This window comes from Pseudomonas sp. BT76 TE3572 (genome assembly GCF_050435365.1).
GTDB classification, from domain to species: domain Bacteria; phylum Pseudomonadota; class Gammaproteobacteria; order Pseudomonadales; family Pseudomonadaceae; genus Aquipseudomonas; species Aquipseudomonas fluorescens_W.
This window is the reverse complement of the sequence record NZ_JBNDKE010000001.1, coordinates 4,479,436-4,499,063: the sequence shown is the minus strand read 5'-3', so window position 1 is coordinate 4,499,063 and position 19,628 is coordinate 4,479,436. Positions and strand designations below refer to the sequence as shown.

Sequence of the window (19,628 nt, the reverse complement as noted above, 5' to 3'; positions counted from 1 at the left end):
AGGGAAAGCCTGGGAAGAAAAAACCCCCGTAGATACGGGGGTTTAAGCCTTGTGTCAATCTATGTTTCCGCGTGTCAAACTTTATTGTTTAGTGTCAATCTATATTGTTCAAAACCAGTTTCCATCAGCTGTGGATAACTTATTCCACCGTCACCGACTTCGCCAGGTTACGCGGCTGGTCAACGTCAGTACCCTTCAATACGGCAACGTAATACGAGAGCAATTGCAGTGGAATGGTGTAGAGGATCGGCGACAGGATGTCGTGAATGTGTGGCATTTGCACAACATGAGTGCCTTCGCCATTGGTCATGCCGGCCTGCTCGTCTGCGAAGACAATCAGCTCGCCACCCCGGGCGCGGACTTCCTGGAGGTTGGATTTCAACTTCTCCAGCAGTTCGTTGTTCGGTGCCACGGTGACCACCGGCATGTCGTTATCCACAAGCGCCAACGGACCGTGTTTCAGTTCGCCGGCCGGATAGGCTTCAGCGTGAATGTAGGAGATTTCCTTGAGCTTGAGCGCCCCTTCCATCGCCACCGGGAATTGCGCGCCACGGCCGAGGAACAGGGTGTGGTTTTTCTCAGCGAACAGCTCGGCGATTTTTTCGACGGTGCCGTCCATGGCCAGGGCTTCGCCGAGGCGGGTTGGCAGGCGACGCAGCTCTTCAACCAATGTGGCTTCGACGCCTTTGCCCAACGTGCCGTGCACCTGGCCCAGGGACAAAGTCAGCAACAGCAGACCGACCAGTTGAGTGGTAAAGGCTTTGGTCGAGGCCACGCCGATTTCGCGACCGGCCTGGGTCAGCAGCGTCAGATCGGATTCACGCACCAATGAGCTGATGCCGACGTTGCAAATCGCCAGGCTGGCGAGGTACCCCAACTCTTTGGCGTTACGCAGAGCGGCCAGGGTGTCAGCGGTTTCACCGGACTGGGAGATGGTCACGAATAGGGTGTCCGCCTGCACCACTACCTTGCGGTAGCGGAATTCGCTGGCGACTTCGACCTGGCACGGGATGCCGGCCAGTTCTTCGAGCCAGTAACGGGCAACCATGCCGGCGTGGTAACTGGTGCCGCACGCGACGATCTGCACGTTACGCACTTTGGCGAACAGCTCGGCAGCCTGTGGACCGAACGCTTGCACCAGCACGCCGTTGGGACTCAGGCGACCTTCCAGGGTGCGCTGCACCACAGCCGGTTGCTCGTGAATTTCCTTGAGCATGAAGTGGCGGAATTCGCCCTTGTCGGCGGCTTCGGCGCCATCGCGGTACTGCACGGATTCGCGTTTGACTACTTGGCCGCTCACGTCCCAGATCTGCACGCTGTCGAGGCGAATTTCAGCGATGTCGCCTTCTTCCAGGTACATGAAGCGGTCAGTGACCTGGCGCAGGGCCAGCTGATCGGAAGCCAGGAAGTTTTCACCCATGCCCAGACCGATAACCAGCGGGCTGCCGCTGCGGGCCGCCACCAGACGATCCGGTTGTTGAGCGCTGATGACTGCCAGACCGTAAGCACCGTGCAGCTCTTTGACAGTAGCCTTCAGGGCCACAGTCAGATCAGGCAGATCCTTGAGCTTGTGGTTCAACAGGTGAGCAATGACTTCGGTGTCGGTGTCCGAGGTGAATACGTAACCCAAGGCTTTCAGTTGCTCGCGCAGGGCTTCGTGGTTTTCGATGATGCCGTTGTGCACCACCGCCAGATCACCAGAGAAATGCGGGTGAGCGTTACGCTCGCACGGCGCACCGTGAGTGGCCCAGCGGGTGTGGGCGATACCCAGGCGGCCGACCAGCGGTTCTTCGGCCAGCGCCAGTTCCAATTCACTGACCTTGCCCGGACGACGCAGGCGCTCAAGCTTTTCGTCATTGGTGTAGACCGCTACACCGGCACTGTCATAGCCACGGTATTCCAGGCGTTTCAGGCCTTCGAGCAGGATGGCGGTGATATTACGTTCTGCGACTGCGCCGACAATTCCACACATGCTATTTCTCCTGATTGACAGCCGCGAGGATCAAATTGATTCCGCGGGCCTGAATCTGATCCCGTGCCTCAAGTGGCAGGCGATCATCGGTAATAAGGGTATGGACGCTGCTCCAGGGCAGCTCCAGGTTGGGAATCTTGCGGCCGATCTTGTCGGCCTCCACCATGACAACCACTTCCCGGGCGACTTCAGCCATGACCCGACTCAGCCCCAGCAGTTCGTTGAAGGTGGTGGTACCGCGAACCAGATCGATGCCATCGGCACCGATGAACAACTGGTCGAAATCGTAAGAGCGCAGGACCTGCTCCGCCACCTGCCCCTGAAAAGACTCGGAATGCGGGTCCCAGGTGCCGCCGGTCATCAACAGTACCGGCTCATGCTCAAGTTCGCTCAAGGCATTGGCGACATGCAGCGAGTTGGTCATCACGACCAGACCCGGTTGCTGGCCGAGTTCCGGAATCATCGCCGCCGTGGTGCTGCCGCTGTCGATGATGATCCGCGCATGCTCACGAATCCGCGCAACGGCAGCGCGGGCAATGGCCTGCTTGTATTTGGACACCGGCTGAGCAAGGTCAGCCACCAGCTCTTGAGGCAGGGTAATCGCTCCGCCATAACGGCGCAGCAGCAAACCATTGGTCTCAAGCGCCGCGAGATCCTTGCGGATCGTAACTTCCGAGGTTTCGAAGCGCTTGGCCAGCTCATCCACACTGACTTCGCCCTGCTCATTGAGCAAGGCGAGGATGTTGTGACGGCGTTGAGGTGTATTGCGCTTCGACATGGCTTGGTAAGTTTCGATTCGAAAGATAACGGAAGCAATCAAAACCTATTGTCGAAACTTCGTCAAGTGTGAGGCGATAAAAAGGCCTGTGGATAACCCATAAAAAGATCGCAGCCTGTGGCAGCTTCTACATTGAGTTCGTGTTCACTCTGTAGGAACTGCCGCAGGCTGCGATCTTTTGATCTTCAAGAACTGTGGATAACTTAGCTCTTCTTGATTTTCTCAGGCCGCTTCCAGCCATCGATATTCTTCTGCCGCGCACGGCCCACAGCCAACTGAGCGTTATTCACATTCTGCGTAATGGTCGAACCCGCCGCCGTGGTTGCCCCCGAAGAGATATCCACAGGCGCAACCAACGAGTTGTTGGAACCGATGAACACATCTTCGCCCAGCACGGTTTTCCACTTATTCGCGCCATCGTAGTTGCAGGTAATGGTGCCCGCGCCGATGTTGGTACGCGCGCCGATCTCGGCATCACCCAGATAAGTCAGATGACCGGCCTTGGCGCCTTCGCCCAAGTGAGCGTTTTTCAACTCGACAAAGTTACCCACATGAGCGCGTGCTTCCAGCACGGTGCCTGGACGCAAACGAGCGAACGGGCCGGCATCGCTGCCCTCGCCGAGAATCGCGCCTTCGATGTGGCTGTTGGCCTTGATCACCACACCTTTGCGCAGGGTGCTGTCCTTGATCACGCAGTTCGGGCCGATCACCACGTCGTCCTCGATAACGACCTTGCCTTCGAGGATCACGTTGATGTCGATCAGCACGTCGCGGCCGACGGTGATTTCGCCGCGCACATCAAATCGAGCCGGGTCACGCAGGGTCACGCCCTGAGCCATCAAACGACGACCGGCGCGCAGTTGATAGTGACGCTCAAGCTCGGAAAGCTGCTTGCGGTCGTTAGCGCCCTGCACTTCCATGGCGTCATGCGGTTGCTCGGTGGCAACCACGAGACCATCGCTGACTGCCATCGCGATCACGTCGGTCAGGTAGTACTCGCCCTGGGCGTTGTTGTTCGATAGACGGCTCATCCAGCCAGCCAATTGCGCGAACGGCAGCGCCAGAATGCCGGTGTTGCCTTCAGTGATCGCGCGTTCGGCTTCGTTAGCGTCTTTCTGCTCGACGATGGCTGTCACTTCGCCGTCAGCGTTGCGGACGATGCGGCCATAGCCGGTCGGGTCGTCCAGTTCGACTGTCAACAAACCCAGTTGCTGCGGCGCTACTTGCTTGAGCAAACGCTGCAGGGTCTCGACTTCGATCAATGGCACGTCACCATAAAGAATCAGAACGGTGTCGGACTCAATGAAAGGCACCGCTTGAGCAACCGCATGGCCAGTCCCAAGCTGTTTGTCCTGCAGGACGAAATTCAGATCATCAGCCGCCAGACGCTCGCGCACTGCCTCGGCACCATGACCGATCACTACGTGGATGCGCTGTGGATCAAGTTGCCGGGCGCTGTGGATAACATGGCCGAGCATCGAGTTGCCGGCAATCGGATGCAGCACTTTCGGCAGAGCAGAACGCATGCGAGTGCCTTGACCAGCAGCGAGGATAACGATTTCTAAAGACATAACTGGCTACCAATCCTGGATGGTCAGCGGCTGCGACCAGGTTGTGAATATCTAAAAAGAAAAAAGGGTAGCCGAGGCTACCCTTTTTAATCAATCGCACAACAAGCGACGGCCTATTAGTGGCCGAACTTCTTGCGGATCTGCTGGACGGTGCGCAGCTGAGCTGTCGCCTCGGCCAGACGTGCGGCAGCAGAACCGTAATCGAATTCTGCACCACGGTCATGCAAGGCCTTCTCGGCAGCCTTAACGGCTTCCTGAGCGGAGGCTTCGTCCAGGTCGGCAGCACGTTGCACAGTGTCGGCAAGTACCTTGACCATGTTCGGCTGAACCTCGAGGAAACCGCCAGAGATGTAATACACCTCCTCTTCCCCGCCCTGCTTGATCAGGCGGATCGGGCCCGGCTTGAGATTAGTGATCAGCGGCGCGTGACCCAGGGCGATACCAAGATCACCCAGTGCACCGTGCGCAACCACCATCTCGACCAGGCCGGAGAAGATTTCCCCTTCCGCGCTGACGATATCGCAATGGACTGTCATAGCCATCTGATTGCCTCAACCTAAATTAGCGCCCGTTGCCGGGCGCCGGGATTACAGTTTCTTGGCTTTCTCGATCGCTTCTTCGATGCCGCCGACCATGTAGAACGCTTGTTCTGGCAGGTGGTCGTAGTCACCGTTGAGGATGCCTTTGAAGCCAGCAATGGTGTCTTTCAGGGAAACGTATTTACCCGAAGCACCGGTGAAGACTTCAGCCACGAAGAACGGCTGCGACAAGAAACGCTGGATCTTACGAGCACGGTTTACCAACTGCTTGTCGGCTTCCGACAGCTCGTCCATACCCAGGATCGCAATGATGTCCTTCAGTTCTTTGTAACGCTGCAGAACATACTGTACGCCGCGAGCGGTGTCGTAGTGGTCCTGGCCGATTACGTTCGGGTCCAGCTGGCGCGAAGTCGAGTCGAGTGGATCGACCGCTGGGTAGATACCCAGGGAAGCGATGTCACGGGACAGAACGACGGTGGCGTCCAAGTGGGCGAAAGTGGTCGCTGGCGACGGGTCAGTCAAGTCATCCGCAGGTACGTATACCGCTTGGATCGAGGTGATCGAACCGTTTTTGGTCGAAGTGATACGCTCTTGCAGAGTACCCATCTCTTCGGCCAGGGTCGGCTGGTAACCTACTGCGGAGGGCATACGGCCCAGCAGTGCGGATACTTCAGTACCGGCCAGGGTGTAACGATAGATGTTGTCGACGAACAGCAGAACGTCGTTACCTTCGTCACGGAACTTCTCGGCCATGGTCAGGCCGGTCAGTGCTACGCGCAGACGGTTACCCGGCGGCTCGTTCATCTGACCGTAAACCAGTGCCACTTTGTCCAGAACGTTGGAATCCTTCATCTCGTGGTAGAAGTCGTTACCCTCACGAGTACGCTCACCCACACCGGCGAACACGGAATAACCGCTGTGCTCGATGGCGATGTTACGGATCAGTTCCATCATGTTTACGGTTTTGCCTACACCGGCACCACCGAACAGACCGACTTTACCACCCTTGGCAAACGGGCAAACCAGGTCGATAACCTTGATGCCGGTTTCCAGCAGGTCGTTGCCGCCAGCTTGTTCAGCGAAGGTTGGCGCAGGACGGTGAATGCCCCAGCGCTCTTCGGTGTCAATCGGGCCAGCTTCGTCGATCGGGTTGCCCAGTACGTCCATGATCCGGCCCAGGGTCGCTTTACCGACCGGTACGGAGATGGCTGCGCCAGAGTCCTTGACTTCCAGACCGCGCTTCAAGCCTTCGGTGGAACCCATCGCAATGGTACGAACCACGCCGTCGCCCAGCTGTTGCTGAACTTCCAGAGTGGTCCCTGCCGCGCTTTGTACCAACAGCGCGTTATAGATGCTCGGTACGCTGTCGCGTGGAAATTCCACGTCGATAACGGCGCCGATGATTTGAACGATACGTCCGCTACTCATAGCTGGATCCTCTGAATATTTGAACCGTTAAACCGCGGCAGCGCCGCCGACGATTTCCGAGATCTCTTGGGTGATCGCAGCCTGACGCGCCTTGTTGTAGACCAGCTGCAAATCGCTGATCAAATCACCGGCGTTGTCGGTAGCGTTCTTCATCGCGATCATCCGCGCAGCCTGTTCAGCCGCGTTGTTCTCGACCACCGCCTGGTAGACCTGCGACTCAACGTAGCGGACCATCAAGCCGTCAAGCAGCTCTTTGGCATCCGGTTCGTAGAGATAGTCCCAGTGGTGCTTGAGCGATTGATCCGGGGTTGCCTCCAGTGGAATCAACTGCTCCACAGTAGGCTGTTGCGTCATGGTGTTGATGAACTTGTTGGACACCACGGACAGGCGATCAATACGGCCGTCCAGGTAGGCATCCAGCATCACCTTGACGCTGCCAATCAGATCATTGATCGACGGCTCTTCACCCAGGTGGCTGATAGCTGCAACGACGTTACCGCCGAAGTTGCGGAAGAAAGCCGCACCCTTGCTACCAACAACACACAGATCGATCTCGACGCCGTTTTCGCGGTTTACCGCCATGTCCTTGACCAGGGCCTTGAACAGGTTGGTGTTCAAGCCACCACACAGACCACGGTCACTGCTCACTACGACATAACCGACGCGCTTGATTTCACGCTCGATCATGAAGGGGTGGCGATATTCCGGGTTGGCGTTGGCCAAATGACCAATAACCTGGCGGATGCGCTCCGCGTAAGGACGGCTAGCAGCCATGCGCATTTGTGCCTTGCGCATTTTACTGACCGCCACTTTTTCCATGGCGCTGGTAATCTTTTGCGTGCTTTTGATGCTCGCAATCTTACTGCGAATCTCTTTTGCGCCTGCCATGTAACACCTATCAGGTTAGCAAGCGGGAGCCTTGCGGCTCCCGCTGCGGCTTACCAGGTTTGGGTGGCCTTGAACTTCTCGATACCGGCTTTCATGCCAGCGTCGATTTCGTCATTGAAGTCACCCTTCACGTTGATCTTCGCCATCAATTCGGCGTGATCGCGGTTGAAGAAAGCAATCAGCGCTTGTTCGAAGCTGCCGATCTTGGCGATTTCAACGTCAGTCAGGAACCCACGCTCAGCGGCATACAGCGACAGCGCCATGTCAGCGATCGACATTGGTGCGTATTGCTTCTGCTTCATCAGCTCGGTAACGCGCTGACCATGCTCAAGTTGCTTACGGGTCGCTTCGTCCAGGTCAGAAGCGAACTGGGCGAATGCCGCCAGTTCACGGTACTGAGCCAGAGCGGTACGGATACCACCGGAGAGCTTCTTGATGATCTTGGTCTGAGCGGCACCACCCACACGGGATACCGAAACACCGGCGTTCACAGCAGGACGGATCCCGGAGTTGAACATGGCCGATTCCAGGAAGATCTGACCGTCGGTGATGGAAATCACGTTGGTCGGAACGAACGCGGAAACGTCGCCAGCCTGGGTTTCGATGATCGGCAGTGCGGTCAGGGAACCGGTTTTGCCGGTCACTGCGCCGTTGGTGAACTTCTCTACGTACTCTTCCGAAACGCGGGATGCGCGCTCCAGCAGACGGGAGTGGAGATAGAACACGTCGCCTGGGTAAGCTTCACGGCCTGGTGGACGGCGCAGCAGCAGGGAAATCTGGCGGTAAGCCACTGCTTGCTTGGACAGATCGTCATAAACGATCAGCGCGTCTTCACCGCGGTCGCGGAAGAATTCACCCATGGTGCAACCGGAGTACGGTGCCAGGAACTGCAGTGCTGCAGATTCCGAAGCGCTCGCGGCAACGACGATGGTGTTAGCCAGTGCGCCGTTTTCTTCCAGCTTGCGAACCACGTTAGCGATGGTCGATTGTTTCTGACCGATCGCTACGTAGACGCAGAAAATACCGCTGTTTTTCTGGTTGATGATCGCGTCGATCGCCAGAGCGGTTTTACCGATCTGACGGTCACCGATGATCAGCTCACGCTGGCCACGGCCGACAGGAATCATGGCATCGACAGCCTTGTAGCCAGTCTGTACAGGCTGGTCTACCGACTTACGCCAGATCACGCCTGGAGCAACTTTCTCGACCGCATCGGTCTCGGTGTTGTTCAGCGGACCTTTGCCGTCAACTGGGTTACCCAGTGCGTCGACTACGCGACCCAGCAGTTCCTTACCAACCGGAACTTCGAGGATGCGGCCAGTGCACTTGGCGCTCATGCCTTCAGCCAGAGACTGGTAGGAGCCCAATACAACGGCACCTACAGAGTCTTGCTCCAGGTTGAGAGCCATACCGAAGACGCCGCCCGGAAACTCGATCATCTCGCCGTACATTACGTCGGCCAGACCGTGAATCCGCACGATACCGTCAGATACGCTGACGACAGTGCCTTCGTTACGGGCTTGGGAGGTCACATCGAGCTTGTCGATGCGGCCCTTGATAATTTCACTTATTTCGGAAGGATTGAGTTGCTGCATTGCTCTGCTGCCCCTTCAAACTCAAGATTTCAATGCTTCGGCAAGGTTCGCGAGTTTGCCGCGAATCGAGCCATCGATTACCAGGTCGCCGGCGCGGATGATGACACCACCAATAAGGGTGGCATCCTCCGCAGCGTGCAGTCGCACTTCCCGGCCGAGCCGTGCACTGAGAACCTTGGCGAGTTTGTCTTGCTGTTCTTGGTTCAATGCAAAAGCACTGGTTACGTCCACGTCTACCGATTTCTCTTGTTCGGCCTTGTACAGGTCAAACAGAGCGGCGATCTCCGGCAACAGCGGGAGACGGTCGTTTTCGGCAACGACGTGAATGAAATTCTGTGCCTTCGCATCGAACTTGTCGCCACACACGTCAATAAACGTGGTGGCCTTGTTTGCGCTCGTCAGTCGCGGGGCCTTGAGCACGCGCTGCATGGTGTCGTCTTGCGACACTGCTGCAGCCAGGCCGAGCATGGCTGACCAAGAGGCCAGTTGCTGGTGGGCCTGGGCGTGCTCGAAGGCTGCCTTAGCGTAAGGTCGGGCCAACGTGGTCAATTCTGCCATGATCGCCCTCGCTTAAATTTCAGCAGCCAGTTTGTTTACCAGCTCCGCGTGCGCGTTTTGATCGATTGTGGCACCCAGGATCTTCTCGGCGCCGCCAACGGCCAGAGCACCCAACTGGGCACGCAGCGCGTCTTTGACACTGTTCAGTTCCTGCTCGATCTCGGCCTGAGCCTGAACCTTCACACGGTCAGCGTCGATACGGGCTTTTTCAACAGCCTCTTCGACGATCTGGTTACCGCGTTTCTTGGCTTGCTCAATGATTTCGGCTGCCTGAGCTTTTGCTTCGCGCAGTTGTTGACCCGCTTTATCTTGGGCCAACTCCAGGTCGCGAGCTGCTCGGGCGGCAGCGTCCAGTCCATCCGCGATCTTCTTCTGACGTTCGTGCAAAGCCGCGATGACCGGAGGCCACACGAACTTCATGCAAAACAGTACAAAAATGAAGAACGCAACGGACTGGCCAATCAGGGTTGCATTAATGTTCACGCCAACACCTCGCTCGTTCGTTGCACATCACACCAATTACTCGAAGGTTCGAGTAATTAGCCAGCGAGTTGACCAACGAATGGGTTCGCGAAGGTGAAGAACAGAGCGATACCAACACCGATCATGGTTACGGCGTCGAGCAGACCGGCAACGATGAACATTTTGACTTGCAGCATTGGAACCATCTCTGGCTGACGCGCTGCGCCTTCCAGGAACTTGCCACCCAACAGGCCGAAACCAATTGCGGTACCCAGTGCGCCCAGGCCGATCAACAGTGCAACAGCGATAGCGGTTAGACCAACTACAGTTTCCATCTTTCCTCCCGACTTTTACGTCGTATGGTTTAGGTTTTTTAGATTTTAAAGCGGTAAAACAAATCGTTTCATAGCCCTGTTCGGGCACCCACTCGTTTGACCGAGTGGGACATCAGACTAGTCGAGACTGGTCTTAATGGTTCTCTTCGTGCGCCATCGACAGGTAAACGATGGTCAGCATCATGAAGATAAACGCCTGCAGGGTGATGATCAGGATGTGGAACACAGCCCACGCCCACTGCAGAACTACGCCCAGGCCGCTAAGCCAGAGCAGACCGCTGCCGAACATCACAGCAATCAGAATGAAGACCAGTTCGCCGGCGTACATGTTGCCGAACAGACGCAGTGCCAGGGAGATTGGCTTGGCAACCAGCGTCACGAACTCCAGCAGGAAGTTCACCGGAATCAGCAGGGCTTGAACGAAGACGTTCTTGCTGCCGAAAGGGTGCAGGGTCAGTTCGCCGATGAAGCCGCCGATGCCCTTGACCTTGATGCTGTAGAAAATGATCAACGCGAACACCGACAGGGACATACCCAGAGTCGCGTTCGGGTCAGTGGTTGGAACAGCACGGAAGACCAGATGTGGGTCGCCAGTAATGAAGGCAGCCACTTTCGGAATCCAGTCGACCGGAACCAGGTCGACGGCGTTCATCAGGAACACCCAGACAAAAATTGTCAGTGCCAATGGTGCGATCAATGGATTACGGCCGTGAAAGGTATCTTTCACGCTGCTGTCGACGAACTCGATCAGAACCTCGACGAAGTTCTGCAAGCCGCCAGGCTGACCGGAAGTCGCCTTCTTTGCCGCCATGCGGAAAAGAAGAACGAAGATCAGACCCAACGCGACCGACCAGCCGAGAGTATCGACGTGGAAAGCCCAGAAGCCCATTTCTTTGGCTTCTGCTGCGGTGTGGGCAAAACCCCAACCCGCCAGTTGGGTGCTGACCGAAGGTCAGGTTCTGCAAGTGGTGCTGGATATAGCCCGAAGCGGTTGTCTCTGCCATGGTTGCCTCAAACGCCCTAAGGTCTCGAAAGTCTTGTTCTCATCAGCAGGGGCGCGAACCAGCTGACCAGTTGGGTCAACACGAAGACGCCGAATACAGCTAGCGGCGCCAATGGCTTCACACCTGCAAACGTCAGTGCAAAGAGCACTGCCGTCAAAATTAGTTTGCCCGCCTCGCCGGCATAAAAAGACCGGACGATGGCTTGAGCTGCTCGGGCGCCGGAAAACCGAAATGCCCTGTGAGCGAAATAAACATTGGGTAGCAAGGCTATCAGGCCTCCGCAGAGTCCTGAGTACCCGGCTACGACTCCATGCCAGTACCAAAGCGCCAAAGCGGCCAGTACCAAAACGACAAATTGAGCCAGTAGGACCGGAAAAACTGCCAGGCGATGGAACGGCAAGCGGTTTGGCGTGCGGCTCTCCATCGTTTTTGCTCCCCAATGATCGGCTGCCAGAATTCAATAACTTGGCATAATTTGTGCCGACAAAATGCGCGCAGAGTATAGGGGCGGTTCTGCCCCTATTCAACTGTCAGGTAGTGATTTCCGACTCCACGCTACATGAGGAAATGTTTCAGCGGATGTGTGCAAGTACACCTTGAAGCTCATCCAGGGAGTTGTAACCGATCACCAACTGCCCCTTCCCCTTTTTCCCGTGGCGAATCTGCACCGCAGAGCCTAGGCGCTCAGCCAGACGCTGTTCGAGTCGAGCAATATCCGGGTCCGGCTTTACCGGTTCAGCAGGTTCCGGTTTACCACTCAACCACTGGCGAACCAGTGCTTCAGTCTGGCGTACGGTCAGCCCCCGTGCGACAACGTGTCGCGCCCCTTCAACCTGTTGATTTTCCGGTAAACCGAGCAAAGCACGGGCATGACCCATTTCCAGGTCGCCGTGGGACAGCATGGTTTTGATGACTTCCGGCAACGCGATCAAGCGTAGCAGGTTGGCTACGGTCACGCGGGATTTGCCCACAGCTTCGGCCACTTGTTGCTGCGTCAGCTGGAATTCCTGCTGCAAACGCTGCAAAGCCACCGCTTCTTCGATCGGATTGAGGTCTTCGCGCTGGATGTTCTCGATCAGCGCCATGGCGATCGCGGTTTCATCCGGCACATCGCGAACCATTGCCGGGATGGTTTCCTGCCCAGCCTGCTGACTGGCGCGCCAGCGGCGTTCACCGGCGATGATTTCGAAGCGACCGCTGCCAATCGGACGAACCACGATCGGCTGCATCACGCCCTGAGCCTTGATCGACTGCGCCAGCTCTTCCAGCGCCTGAGGGTCCATGTCCCGGCGCGGCTGGTACTTGCCGCGCTGGATCAGGTCCAGGGGCAGGTGCTGCAGCTCACGCTGATCAGCCTGCACCGCTTGTTCTTCCAGCGAGCTGACAGTCGGACCACTCAGCAGTGCATCCAGTCCACGTCCGAGACCTCGTTTCTTGACGGCCATGGGGATTCCTTAAGTTGCCTGAGCAGCGGCAGTGCGTGAGTTTTTGCGTTGACGACGAACCATCTCGCCCGCCAATGCCAGATAGGCAATGGCGCCCCGCGATGATTTGTCGTACGCCAGCGCCGGCATGCCATAGCTTGGTGCTTCAGCCAGGCGGATGTTGCGCGGAATCACCGTGTCGTAGAGCTGCTCGCCGAAGTGTTCCTTGAGCTGCGCCGAAACATCGTTCATCAGGCTCAGGCGCGGGTCATACATGGTCCGCAACAGGCCTTCGACTTTCAGGTTCGGGTTCAGCAACTCAGCGATGCGCTTGATGTTATCCACAAGGTCGCTCAAGCCTTCGAGCGCGAAGTACTCGCACTGCATGGGGATAATCACCCCATCAGCGGCGACCAAAGCGTTCAGCGTCAGCATCGACAACGACGGTGGACAGTCGATCAAAATGTAATCGTAGTTTTCACGGATCGGCGCCAGCGCGCTACGCAGACGGCTTTCCTTCATCTGCATTTCCAGCAGAACCACTTCGGCCGCAGTCAGGTCGCGGTTGGCCGGCAGCAGTTGGTAACCACCGTGCTCGGAGTAATGCATGGCCTGAGCCAGATCGCATTCGCCGATCAGCAGGTCGTAGACCGAGTTTTCCAGGCCGTGTTTATCCACACCGCTACCCATGGTGGCGTTGCCCTGTGGATCGAGATCGATCAACAGCACCCGACGCTTGGTAGCGACCAGGGAAGCTGCGAGGTTGATGCAGGTGGTGGTCTTGCCCACACCACCCTTTTGGTTCGCTATCGCGAATACCTTAGCCATTCTTGCTTGTGTTCCCAATCATGCCATGCGGCGCAGTATCAGCAGATGACGTTGGCCTTGGCAACCGGGTACGGCCAGGGCGTGTTCGCTATCGAGGTGGAAGTCTGCCGGCAATGCTACCAGCTCATCGGCGGGATGAACGCCCTTCATTGCCAGCCAACGTGTTTCGGTGTCGCCGAGGTGGCGAGTCCAGTTGCTGAAGTTCTCCATGCTGCTGAACGCCCGGGAAATAATCCCGTTGAATGGCTGATCAGGCTGAAAAGCTTCGACGCGACTGTGGATAACTTCCAGGTTATCCAGTTTGAGTTCGAGTTTGACCTGGGTCAGGAAGCGGGTTTTCTTGCCGTTGCTGTCCAGGCAGGTCACTTGGGACTCTGGAAACAGGATGGCTAACGGAATACCCGGCATGCCGCCACCGCTGCCGACGTCCAGCCAGCGACCGTTTTCGACGAACGACATCACGCTCAAACTATCGAGCAAGTGACGGGAAACCATTTCATCCGGGTCGCGTACGGCAGTCAGGTTGTAAGCCTTGTTCCATTTTATCAACAGGGCCAGATAACCCAGCAGCTGTGCGTGCTGGGTTTCTGTCAGCGTGACACCGAGCTGGCGAGCACCTGTGGATAACTCTTCTGCGTGTTGCGAGGTGACCAACGAACTCAAGCGCTTTGCTCCAACTGACGGCCCGCGCCGCGTTTTTTCAAATGAATCATCAACAGCGAAATCGCTGCCGGCGTCACACCCGGGATACGCGACGCCTGGCCCAAAGTCTCTGGACGGGTCGCACCGAGCTTGCTCTGGATCTCTTTGGAGAGACCGGAAATATTCGTGTAATCGATATCCACAGGCAGTTTTGTGTCTTCGCTGGCCCGCAGTCGCGCGATTTCATCCTGCTGGCGATCAATGTAACCGGCGTATTTGGTCTTGATTTCGACCTGCTCGGCGACTTGTGGATCTTCTGCGCCGCCACCGGTCACGGCGATCAGACCAGCGTAGTCGATTTCCGGACGGCTCAGCAGATTGAGCAAGTTGTATTCGTGGGTCAGCGGCGTGCCGAACTTCTCGGAAATCGCATCGCCTTGCTCGGTGCCCGGGCGAACCCAGGTACTTTTCAGGCGTTGCTCTTCCAGCGTGATGCTTTCGCGTTTGGTGCAAAACGCAGCCCAACGCGCGTCATCCACCAGACCCAGTTCGCGACCTTTTTCGGTCAAGCGCAGGTCGGCGTTGTCTTCGCGAAGGATCAGGCGGTATTCGGCGCGGGACGTGAACATCCGATACGGCTCCTGGGTACCCAGGGTAATCAGGTCGTCGACCAACACTCCGATGTACGCCTCGTCGCGACGCGGGCACCAGGCATCTTTGCCCTGAGCACGCAGTGCGGCGTTGGCCCCGGCCAGCAAACCCTGGGCGCCGGCTTCTTCGTAACCGGTGGTGCCGTTGATTTGCCCGGCAAAGAACAGACCGCCGATAACTTTGGTTTCCAGGCTGTACTTCAGGTCACGCGGGTCGAAGTAGTCGTATTCGATGGCGTAACCCGGACGAACGATGTGCGCGTTTTCCATGCCGCGGATCGATTGCACGATCTGCAGTTGCACGTCGAACGGCAGGGATGTGGATATCCCGTTCGGGTACAGCTCGTTGGTCGTCAGGCCTTCCGGTTCGATGAAGACCTGATGGCTTTCCTTGTCGGCAAAGCGATGGATCTTGTCTTCGATCGACGGGCAATAACGCGGGCCGATACCTTCGATCAACCCGGCATCGGAATACATCGGCGACCGATCCAGGTTGGCGGCAATGATTTCGTGGGTGCGGGCGTTGGTGTGGGTAATCCAGCAGCTGACCTGTTTCGGGTGCTGCTCTTTGGAACCCATGAACGACATCACCGGGATCGGTGTATCGCCTGCTTGCTCGGTCATCACCGAGAAATCCACAGAACGACCGTCAATACGCGGTGGTGTACCGGTTTTCAAGCGACCCACGCGCAGTGGCAATTCACGCAAACGGTGAGCCAGGGCGATCGACGGTGGATCACCGGCACGGCCGCCGGAAAAATTCTGCAAGCCGATGTGGATAAGTCCACCGAGGAAAGTGCCAGTGGTCAACACCACGGAGTCCGCGAAGAAACGCAGGCCCATTTGGGTGACAACACCGCGCACTTGTTCCTGCTCGACGATCAGGTCGTCGGCGGCCTGTTGAAATATCCACAGGTTAGGTTGGTTTTCAAGGATTTCGCGGACAGCGGCCTTGTACAGAACCCGATCAGCCTGAGCGCGGGTTGCACGCACGGCCGGGCCTTTGCGGCTGTTCAATACGCGAAATTGAATCCCGCCTTTGTCGGTAGCCATGGCCATCGCGCCGCCGAGGGCATCGATTTCCTTGACCAGATGGCTTTTGCCGATCCCACCGATAGCGGGGTTGCAACTCATGGCACCGAGGGTTTCCACGTTGTGCGTCAGCAACAGGGTTTTTGCACCCATACGTGCTGAGGCCAGTGCTGCCTCGGTACCGGCATGACCGCCGCCGATGACGATCACTTCAAAACGGGAAGGGAAATCCACCACGCACCTCGTGCCTGCTTTAGTTAGGTAATCAGGAATAGTTTGAGCTCAGGTTTTTGGACCTGGTCGGCAAGTATAGGGACTTCGCCCTTCCTAAAGAACCCTTTGCACAAAATTTAACCAGCTGTGGAGAAGTCGCGGTTATAGAAATTAAAAAGAAAGAAATTTATTAAATCTTTGTTTTTATGTTTATTTCTACTGAGCCACCTTTCTGTGGATAGATCTATACAGGCCTTTATATTCAATGTGTACAGAGATTCAAAACCCTGTGGTCATGTGGCAAGGAGGCCCTTGGATAACCGGTTTAAGCCTGTGGATGAAAGGGGTGCTTATCCACAGGGGCGGTTATCTTCAGTTTTGGGGCCCTGTTATCAACTGCCCTTAGAGGCAGTTATTCACAGGGCTTAATCCACAGAAAACTGCTGAATGAGCAAATCCCGGGCACGGAAAATCCGCTCAAGCAGAAAGAATCTGCTCAGCACTGGAAGAGAATTCAGGAAAAGGAGGGAACAGACAGGCACGAATGGCCTGTCTGTGGACAACGGAGAGTCTTATTTACCGATACAGAAGCTGGAAAAGATCCGTCCCAGCAGGTCATCGGAGCTGAATGCACCGGTGATTTCACCCAAAGTGTGTTGGGCTTGTCGCAAATCCTCGGCTAACAGTTCACCGGCACCCGCCAGGGTCAGCTGTGCACGGCCGTGCTCAAGGGAAGCACTGGCGTGACGCAACGCTTCAAGGTGACGCCTGCGAGCACTGAAGCTGCTTTCCGAGGTCTGTTCGTAGCCCATGCAGGCCTTGAGATGGTCGCGCAGCAATTCCAGCCCCTCACCTGCAGATTTGGCGCTCAGGCTGATGGTGACGTGGCCATCCTCGCTGACTTCCAGGGCAATGGCTTCGCCAGTGAGGTCTGCCTTGTTTCGGATCAGCGTGACTTTTGCCGGATCGGGACGGATTTCCAGAAATTCAGGCCATAACGCGAACGGGTCAAGTGCCTCAGGAGCCGTCGCATCGACCACCAACAGCACGCGATCAGCCTCGCCGATTGCTTTCAGCGCCCGTTCGACGCCGATTTTTTCCACCTGGTCGTCGGTATCTCGCAGACCAGCGGTGTCGACCACGTGCAGCGGCATGCCATCGATGTGGATATGTTCACGAAGAATGTCCCGGGTGGTGCCGGCGATCTCGGTGACGATCGCGGCTTCACGACCGGCCAGTGCATTCAACAGGCTGGACTTACCGGCGTTTGGCCGCCCGGCGATCACCACGGTCATCCCGTCACGCAGCAAGGCACCTTGCCCGGCTTCGCGTAGTACGGTGGATAACTCGTCACGCACTTTGTCGAGCATGCTCAGTACATGACCATCGGCGAGGAAGTCGATTTCTTCTTCAGGGAAGTCGATCGCCGCTTCGACATAGATGCGTAGGCCAATCAGTTGCTCGGTGAGGTTATGCACACGCTCGGAAAATGCGCCTTGCAAGGAACGCAGGGCATTTCGTGCAGCTTGTGCAGAACTTGCCTCGATCAAGTCGGCAATCGCCTCGGCCTGAGCCAGGTCGAGTTTGTCATTGAGGAACGCACGCTCGCTGAATTCACCCGGCCTGGCCAACCGACAGCCCAGTTCCAGGCAACGCTTGAGCAGCATATCCAGAACTATCGGACCGCCATGGCCCTGGAGTTCCAGCACATCTTCGCCAGTGAACGAGTTCGGGCCCGGAAAATACAGGGCGATGCCTTGATCCAGCACCTCATCGTTTTCACTGAGGAATGGGCCGTAGTGGGCAAACCTTGGCTTGAGTTCACGGCCGCTGAAAGCCTTGGCCGCAACACTCGCCAGCGGTCCGGAAATACGGACGATGCCCACACCGCCGCGACCTTGAGCGGTGGCGACGGCGGCGATGGTTTCACGAGGAACGCTCATAAACCGTTATCCAGACAAAAGTGACAGATAGCAAAACGCCCCACTAGGGGGCGTTTTGAGTGGTTATCCACAGTGTAAATCAGGCAGCTGCTTTGGTAGCTGCTTCGATCTTACGAGTGATGTACCACTGTTGGGCGATCGACAGGCAGTTGTTCACTACCCAGTACAGCACCAGACCAGCCGGGAACCACAAGAAGAAGAAGGTGAAGATGATTGGCATCAGCTTCATCACCTTGGCCTGCATCGGATCCGGAGGCGTCGGGTTCAGCTGCTGCTGGATGAACATGGTTGCACCCATGATGATCGGCAGAATGAAGAACGGATCCTTGATCGACAGGTCAGTAATCCACAGCATGAACGGCGCTTGGCGCATTTCAACGCTTTCCAGCAGAACCCAGTACAACGAAAGGAAAACTGGCATCTGCACGAGGATTGGCAAGCAACCACCCAGCGGATTGATCTTCTCTTTCTTGTACAGCTCCATCATGGATTGCGACATCTTCTGCCGGTCGTCGCCATGTTGCTCTTTCAGCGCGGCCAGTTTCGGTGCCACTGCACGCATGCGCGCCATGGATTTGTAGCTGGCTGCCGACAGCGGGAAGAAGATCCCTTTGATCAGCATGGTCAGGAAGATGATCGACCAGCCCCAGTTACCGACCAGCGCGTGGATGTGTTGCAGCAGCCAGAAAATTGGCTGGGCAATGAACCACAAAATGCCGTAGTCGACGGTCAGTTCCAGACCTGGGGACAACTCTTTCAGCACGGCCTGGCTTTTCGGACCTGCGTACAGAACAGCGCTGGTCTCGGCTTTTGCACCTGCCGCGACAGTCATTGCCGGTGCGGTGTAGCCGATGATGTAGTTGCCTTTGCTGTCTTTACGGGTCTGGACGAGGTTGTTCTCGCCTTTCGCCGGAATCCACGCGGTCACGAAGTAGTGCTGCAACCATGCAACCCAACCACCGTTAACGGTTTCTTTCAGCTGAGCCTTGTCCATGTCCTTCATGGACACTTTCTTGTACGGCTCGTTACTTGTCCACAGGGCGGCGCCCAGGTAAGTCGCGGTGCCGGTGGCAGTGCTGGAAGAAGGATCGGAGCTGGCGTCACGCTTCAATTGCGCGAACATTGCACCGGACCAGGGTTTGGCACTCTGGTTATCGATCAGGTAGGAAACGGTTACGTCATACAGGCCACGTTTCAGGGTGAAACGCTTGATGTAGTTGACGCCGTCCTTGCTGAACTTCAGGTCTGCGACCAATTGGTCCTGACCGTCAGCCAGTTGGTAAATCTTCTTCTCCGAGGAGTAAACCGGACGACCGGCAGGACTTGCGTCCGGACCGTCGGTGCCGATCAAACCGCTTTGAGCCAGATAAGTCCGCTCGTTGCCGTTATCGAACAACTGGAATGGAATTTCCGGATGGTCCTGGCGACGTGGATACAGCGGCAGCGTCAACTGCGCAACATCACCACCTTGTGGATCGATTGCCAGGTTGAGCACATCCGTTTTGATCTGGATGAGGTCTTTGCTTGCAGCTACTGGAGTTTCAGCAGGTGCAGTTGCACTGGTATCGCTTGCGGCGCGTGGAATGTCGTCACTGACAGAAGCATTATTGCCAGTCGCCGTATCCGGTAAGCCCGGTGCGGTAGTACTGGAAGCAACATTCTGAGTCGGCAGGGCAGCCTGGCCATAGTCCTGGTTCCATTTAAGAACCATAACGTAGGACACGATTGCCAGGGCGACGATCAGGATCGTGCGTTTGATATCCATG

The 19,628-nt window shown here is 56.7% G+C and carries 17 protein-coding genes and 1 pseudogene; all 18 read right to left on the bottom strand.

What is annotated here, in order from left to right; translation table 11 throughout:
• Positions 1-139 precede the first annotated feature (139 nt).
• Positions 140-1,972: a glutamine--fructose-6-phosphate transaminase (isomerizing) gene (glmS, locus tag ABH912_RS20370; RefSeq protein ID WP_429511481.1), complete on the bottom strand. Its 1,833-nt coding sequence runs from the start codon at positions 1,970-1,972 to the stop codon at positions 140-142.
• A gap of 1 nt (position 1,973) precedes the next feature.
• A complete protein-coding gene (locus ABH912_RS20365) occupies positions 1,974-2,750 on the bottom strand; it encodes a DeoR family transcriptional regulator (RefSeq protein ID WP_033059674.1) in 777 nt (258 codons plus the stop codon).
• A gap of 203 nt (positions 2,751-2,953) precedes the next feature.
• On the bottom strand, positions 2,954-4,321 hold the full coding sequence (gene glmU / locus ABH912_RS20360; protein WP_429511480.1) for a bifunctional UDP-N-acetylglucosamine diphosphorylase/glucosamine-1-phosphate N-acetyltransferase GlmU: 1,368 nt from the start codon (positions 4,319-4,321) through the stop codon (positions 2,954-2,956).
• Positions 4,322-4,437: 116 nt separating this feature from the next.
• A complete protein-coding gene (locus ABH912_RS20355) occupies positions 4,438-4,863 on the bottom strand; it encodes a F0F1 ATP synthase subunit epsilon (protein ID WP_033059677.1) in 426 nt (141 codons plus the stop codon).
• Between the two features lie 45 nt (positions 4,864-4,908).
• On the bottom strand, positions 4,909-6,288 hold the full coding sequence (gene atpD, locus ABH912_RS20350; RefSeq protein WP_033059678.1) for a F0F1 ATP synthase subunit beta: 1,380 nt from the start codon (positions 6,286-6,288) through the stop codon (positions 4,909-4,911).
• A gap of 27 nt (positions 6,289-6,315) precedes the next feature.
• Complete coding sequence (gene atpG / locus ABH912_RS20345; protein WP_033059680.1) at positions 6,316-7,176, bottom strand: F0F1 ATP synthase subunit gamma; 861 nt, start codon at positions 7,174-7,176, stop codon at positions 6,316-6,318.
• 50 nt (positions 7,177-7,226) lie between these two features.
• Positions 7,227-8,771 carry a F0F1 ATP synthase subunit alpha gene (atpA, locus tag ABH912_RS20340; protein ID WP_033059681.1) on the bottom strand — a complete coding sequence of 515 codons (1,545 nt, stop codon included), beginning with the start codon at positions 8,769-8,771 and terminating at the stop codon, positions 7,227-7,229.
• 21 nt (positions 8,772-8,792) lie between these two features.
• The gene (locus ABH912_RS20335; RefSeq protein ID WP_033059683.1) at positions 8,793-9,329 is read right to left on the bottom strand and encodes a F0F1 ATP synthase subunit delta; all 537 of its coding nucleotides are present in this window, start codon (positions 9,327-9,329) and stop codon (positions 8,793-8,795) included.
• Between the two features lie 12 nt (positions 9,330-9,341).
• On the bottom strand, positions 9,342-9,812 hold the full coding sequence (locus tag ABH912_RS20330) for a F0F1 ATP synthase subunit B (RefSeq protein WP_008027535.1): 471 nt from the start codon (positions 9,810-9,812) through the stop codon (positions 9,342-9,344).
• Positions 9,813-9,868: 56 nt separating this feature from the next.
• The gene (atpE, locus tag ABH912_RS20325) at positions 9,869-10,126 is read right to left on the bottom strand and encodes a F0F1 ATP synthase subunit C (RefSeq protein ID WP_002555987.1); all 258 of its coding nucleotides are present in this window, start codon (positions 10,124-10,126) and stop codon (positions 9,869-9,871) included.
• A gap of 133 nt (positions 10,127-10,259) precedes the next feature.
• A pseudogene (gene atpB / locus ABH912_RS20320) lies at positions 10,260-11,130 on the bottom strand (F0F1 ATP synthase subunit A).
• A 16-nt stretch (positions 11,131-11,146) separates the two neighbouring features.
• Entirely contained in the window at positions 11,147-11,554 is a 408-nt protein-coding gene (locus ABH912_RS20315) for a F0F1 ATP synthase subunit I (protein ID WP_007948092.1), read from the bottom strand.
• Positions 11,555-11,702: 148 nt separating this feature from the next.
• On the bottom strand, positions 11,703-12,575 hold the full coding sequence (locus ABH912_RS20310) for a ParB/RepB/Spo0J family partition protein (RefSeq protein ID WP_033059686.1): 873 nt from the start codon (positions 12,573-12,575) through the stop codon (positions 11,703-11,705).
• Between the two features lie 9 nt (positions 12,576-12,584).
• A complete protein-coding gene (locus ABH912_RS20305) occupies positions 12,585-13,382 on the bottom strand; it encodes a ParA family protein (RefSeq protein WP_008155709.1) in 798 nt (265 codons plus the stop codon).
• Between the two features lie 18 nt (positions 13,383-13,400).
• Positions 13,401-14,045: a 16S rRNA (guanine(527)-N(7))-methyltransferase RsmG gene (rsmG, locus tag ABH912_RS20300; protein ID WP_429511479.1), complete on the bottom strand. Its 645-nt coding sequence runs from the start codon at positions 14,043-14,045 to the stop codon at positions 13,401-13,403.
• Entirely contained in the window at positions 14,042-15,940 is a 1,899-nt protein-coding gene (gene mnmG / locus ABH912_RS20295) for a tRNA uridine-5-carboxymethylaminomethyl(34) synthesis enzyme MnmG (RefSeq protein ID WP_033059688.1), read from the bottom strand. Before mnmG ends, rsmG begins: the two co-directional genes overlap by 4 nt.
• A 551-nt stretch (positions 15,941-16,491) precedes the next feature.
• The gene (mnmE, locus tag ABH912_RS20290) at positions 16,492-17,862 is read right to left on the bottom strand and encodes a tRNA uridine-5-carboxymethylaminomethyl(34) synthesis GTPase MnmE (protein ID WP_429511478.1); all 1,371 of its coding nucleotides are present in this window, start codon (positions 17,860-17,862) and stop codon (positions 16,492-16,494) included.
• 79 nt (positions 17,863-17,941) lie between these two features.
• A complete protein-coding gene (gene yidC / locus ABH912_RS20285; RefSeq protein WP_033059691.1) occupies positions 17,942-19,627 on the bottom strand; it encodes a membrane protein insertase YidC in 1,686 nt (561 codons plus the stop codon).
• Between the last annotated feature and the right edge of the window lies 1 nt (position 19,628).

Coding starts and splice junctions, on each gene's coding strand:
- ABH912_RS20335 (WP_033059683.1), bottom strand. CDS start 9,329: ATGGCAGAATTGACCACGTTGGCCCGACCTTACGCTAAGGCAGCCTTC.
- yidC (WP_033059691.1), bottom strand. CDS start 19,627: ATGGATATCAAACGCACGATCCTGATCGTCGCCCTGGCAATCGTGTCC.
- ABH912_RS20305 (WP_008155709.1), bottom strand. CDS start 13,382: ATGGCTAAGGTATTCGCGATAGCGAACCAAAAGGGTGGTGTGGGCAAG.
- atpE (WP_002555987.1), bottom strand. CDS start 10,126: ATGGAAACTGTAGTTGGTCTAACCGCTATCGCTGTTGCACTGTTGATC.
- ABH912_RS20315 (WP_007948092.1), bottom strand. CDS start 11,554: ATGGAGAGCCGCACGCCAAACCGCTTGCCGTTCCATCGCCTGGCAGTT.
- mnmE (WP_429511478.1), bottom strand. CDS start 17,862: ATGAGCGTTCCTCGTGAAACCATCGCCGCCGTCGCCACCGCTCAAGGT.
- atpA (WP_033059681.1), bottom strand. CDS start 8,771: ATGCAGCAACTCAATCCTTCCGAAATAAGTGAAATTATCAAGGGCCGC.
- atpG (WP_033059680.1), bottom strand. CDS start 7,176: ATGGCAGGCGCAAAAGAGATTCGCAGTAAGATTGCGAGCATCAAAAGC.
- ABH912_RS20310 (WP_033059686.1), bottom strand. CDS start 12,575: ATGGCCGTCAAGAAACGAGGTCTCGGACGTGGACTGGATGCACTGCTG.
- ABH912_RS20365 (WP_033059674.1), bottom strand. CDS start 2,750: ATGTCGAAGCGCAATACACCTCAACGCCGTCACAACATCCTCGCCTTG.
- ABH912_RS20355 (WP_033059677.1), bottom strand. CDS start 4,863: ATGGCTATGACAGTCCATTGCGATATCGTCAGCGCGGAAGGGGAAATC.
- glmS (WP_429511481.1), bottom strand. CDS start 1,972: ATGTGTGGAATTGTCGGCGCAGTCGCAGAACGTAATATCACCGCCATC.
- glmU (WP_429511480.1), bottom strand. CDS start 4,321: ATGTCTTTAGAAATCGTTATCCTCGCTGCTGGTCAAGGCACTCGCATG.
- atpD (WP_033059678.1), bottom strand. CDS start 6,288: ATGAGTAGCGGACGTATCGTTCAAATCATCGGCGCCGTTATCGACGTG.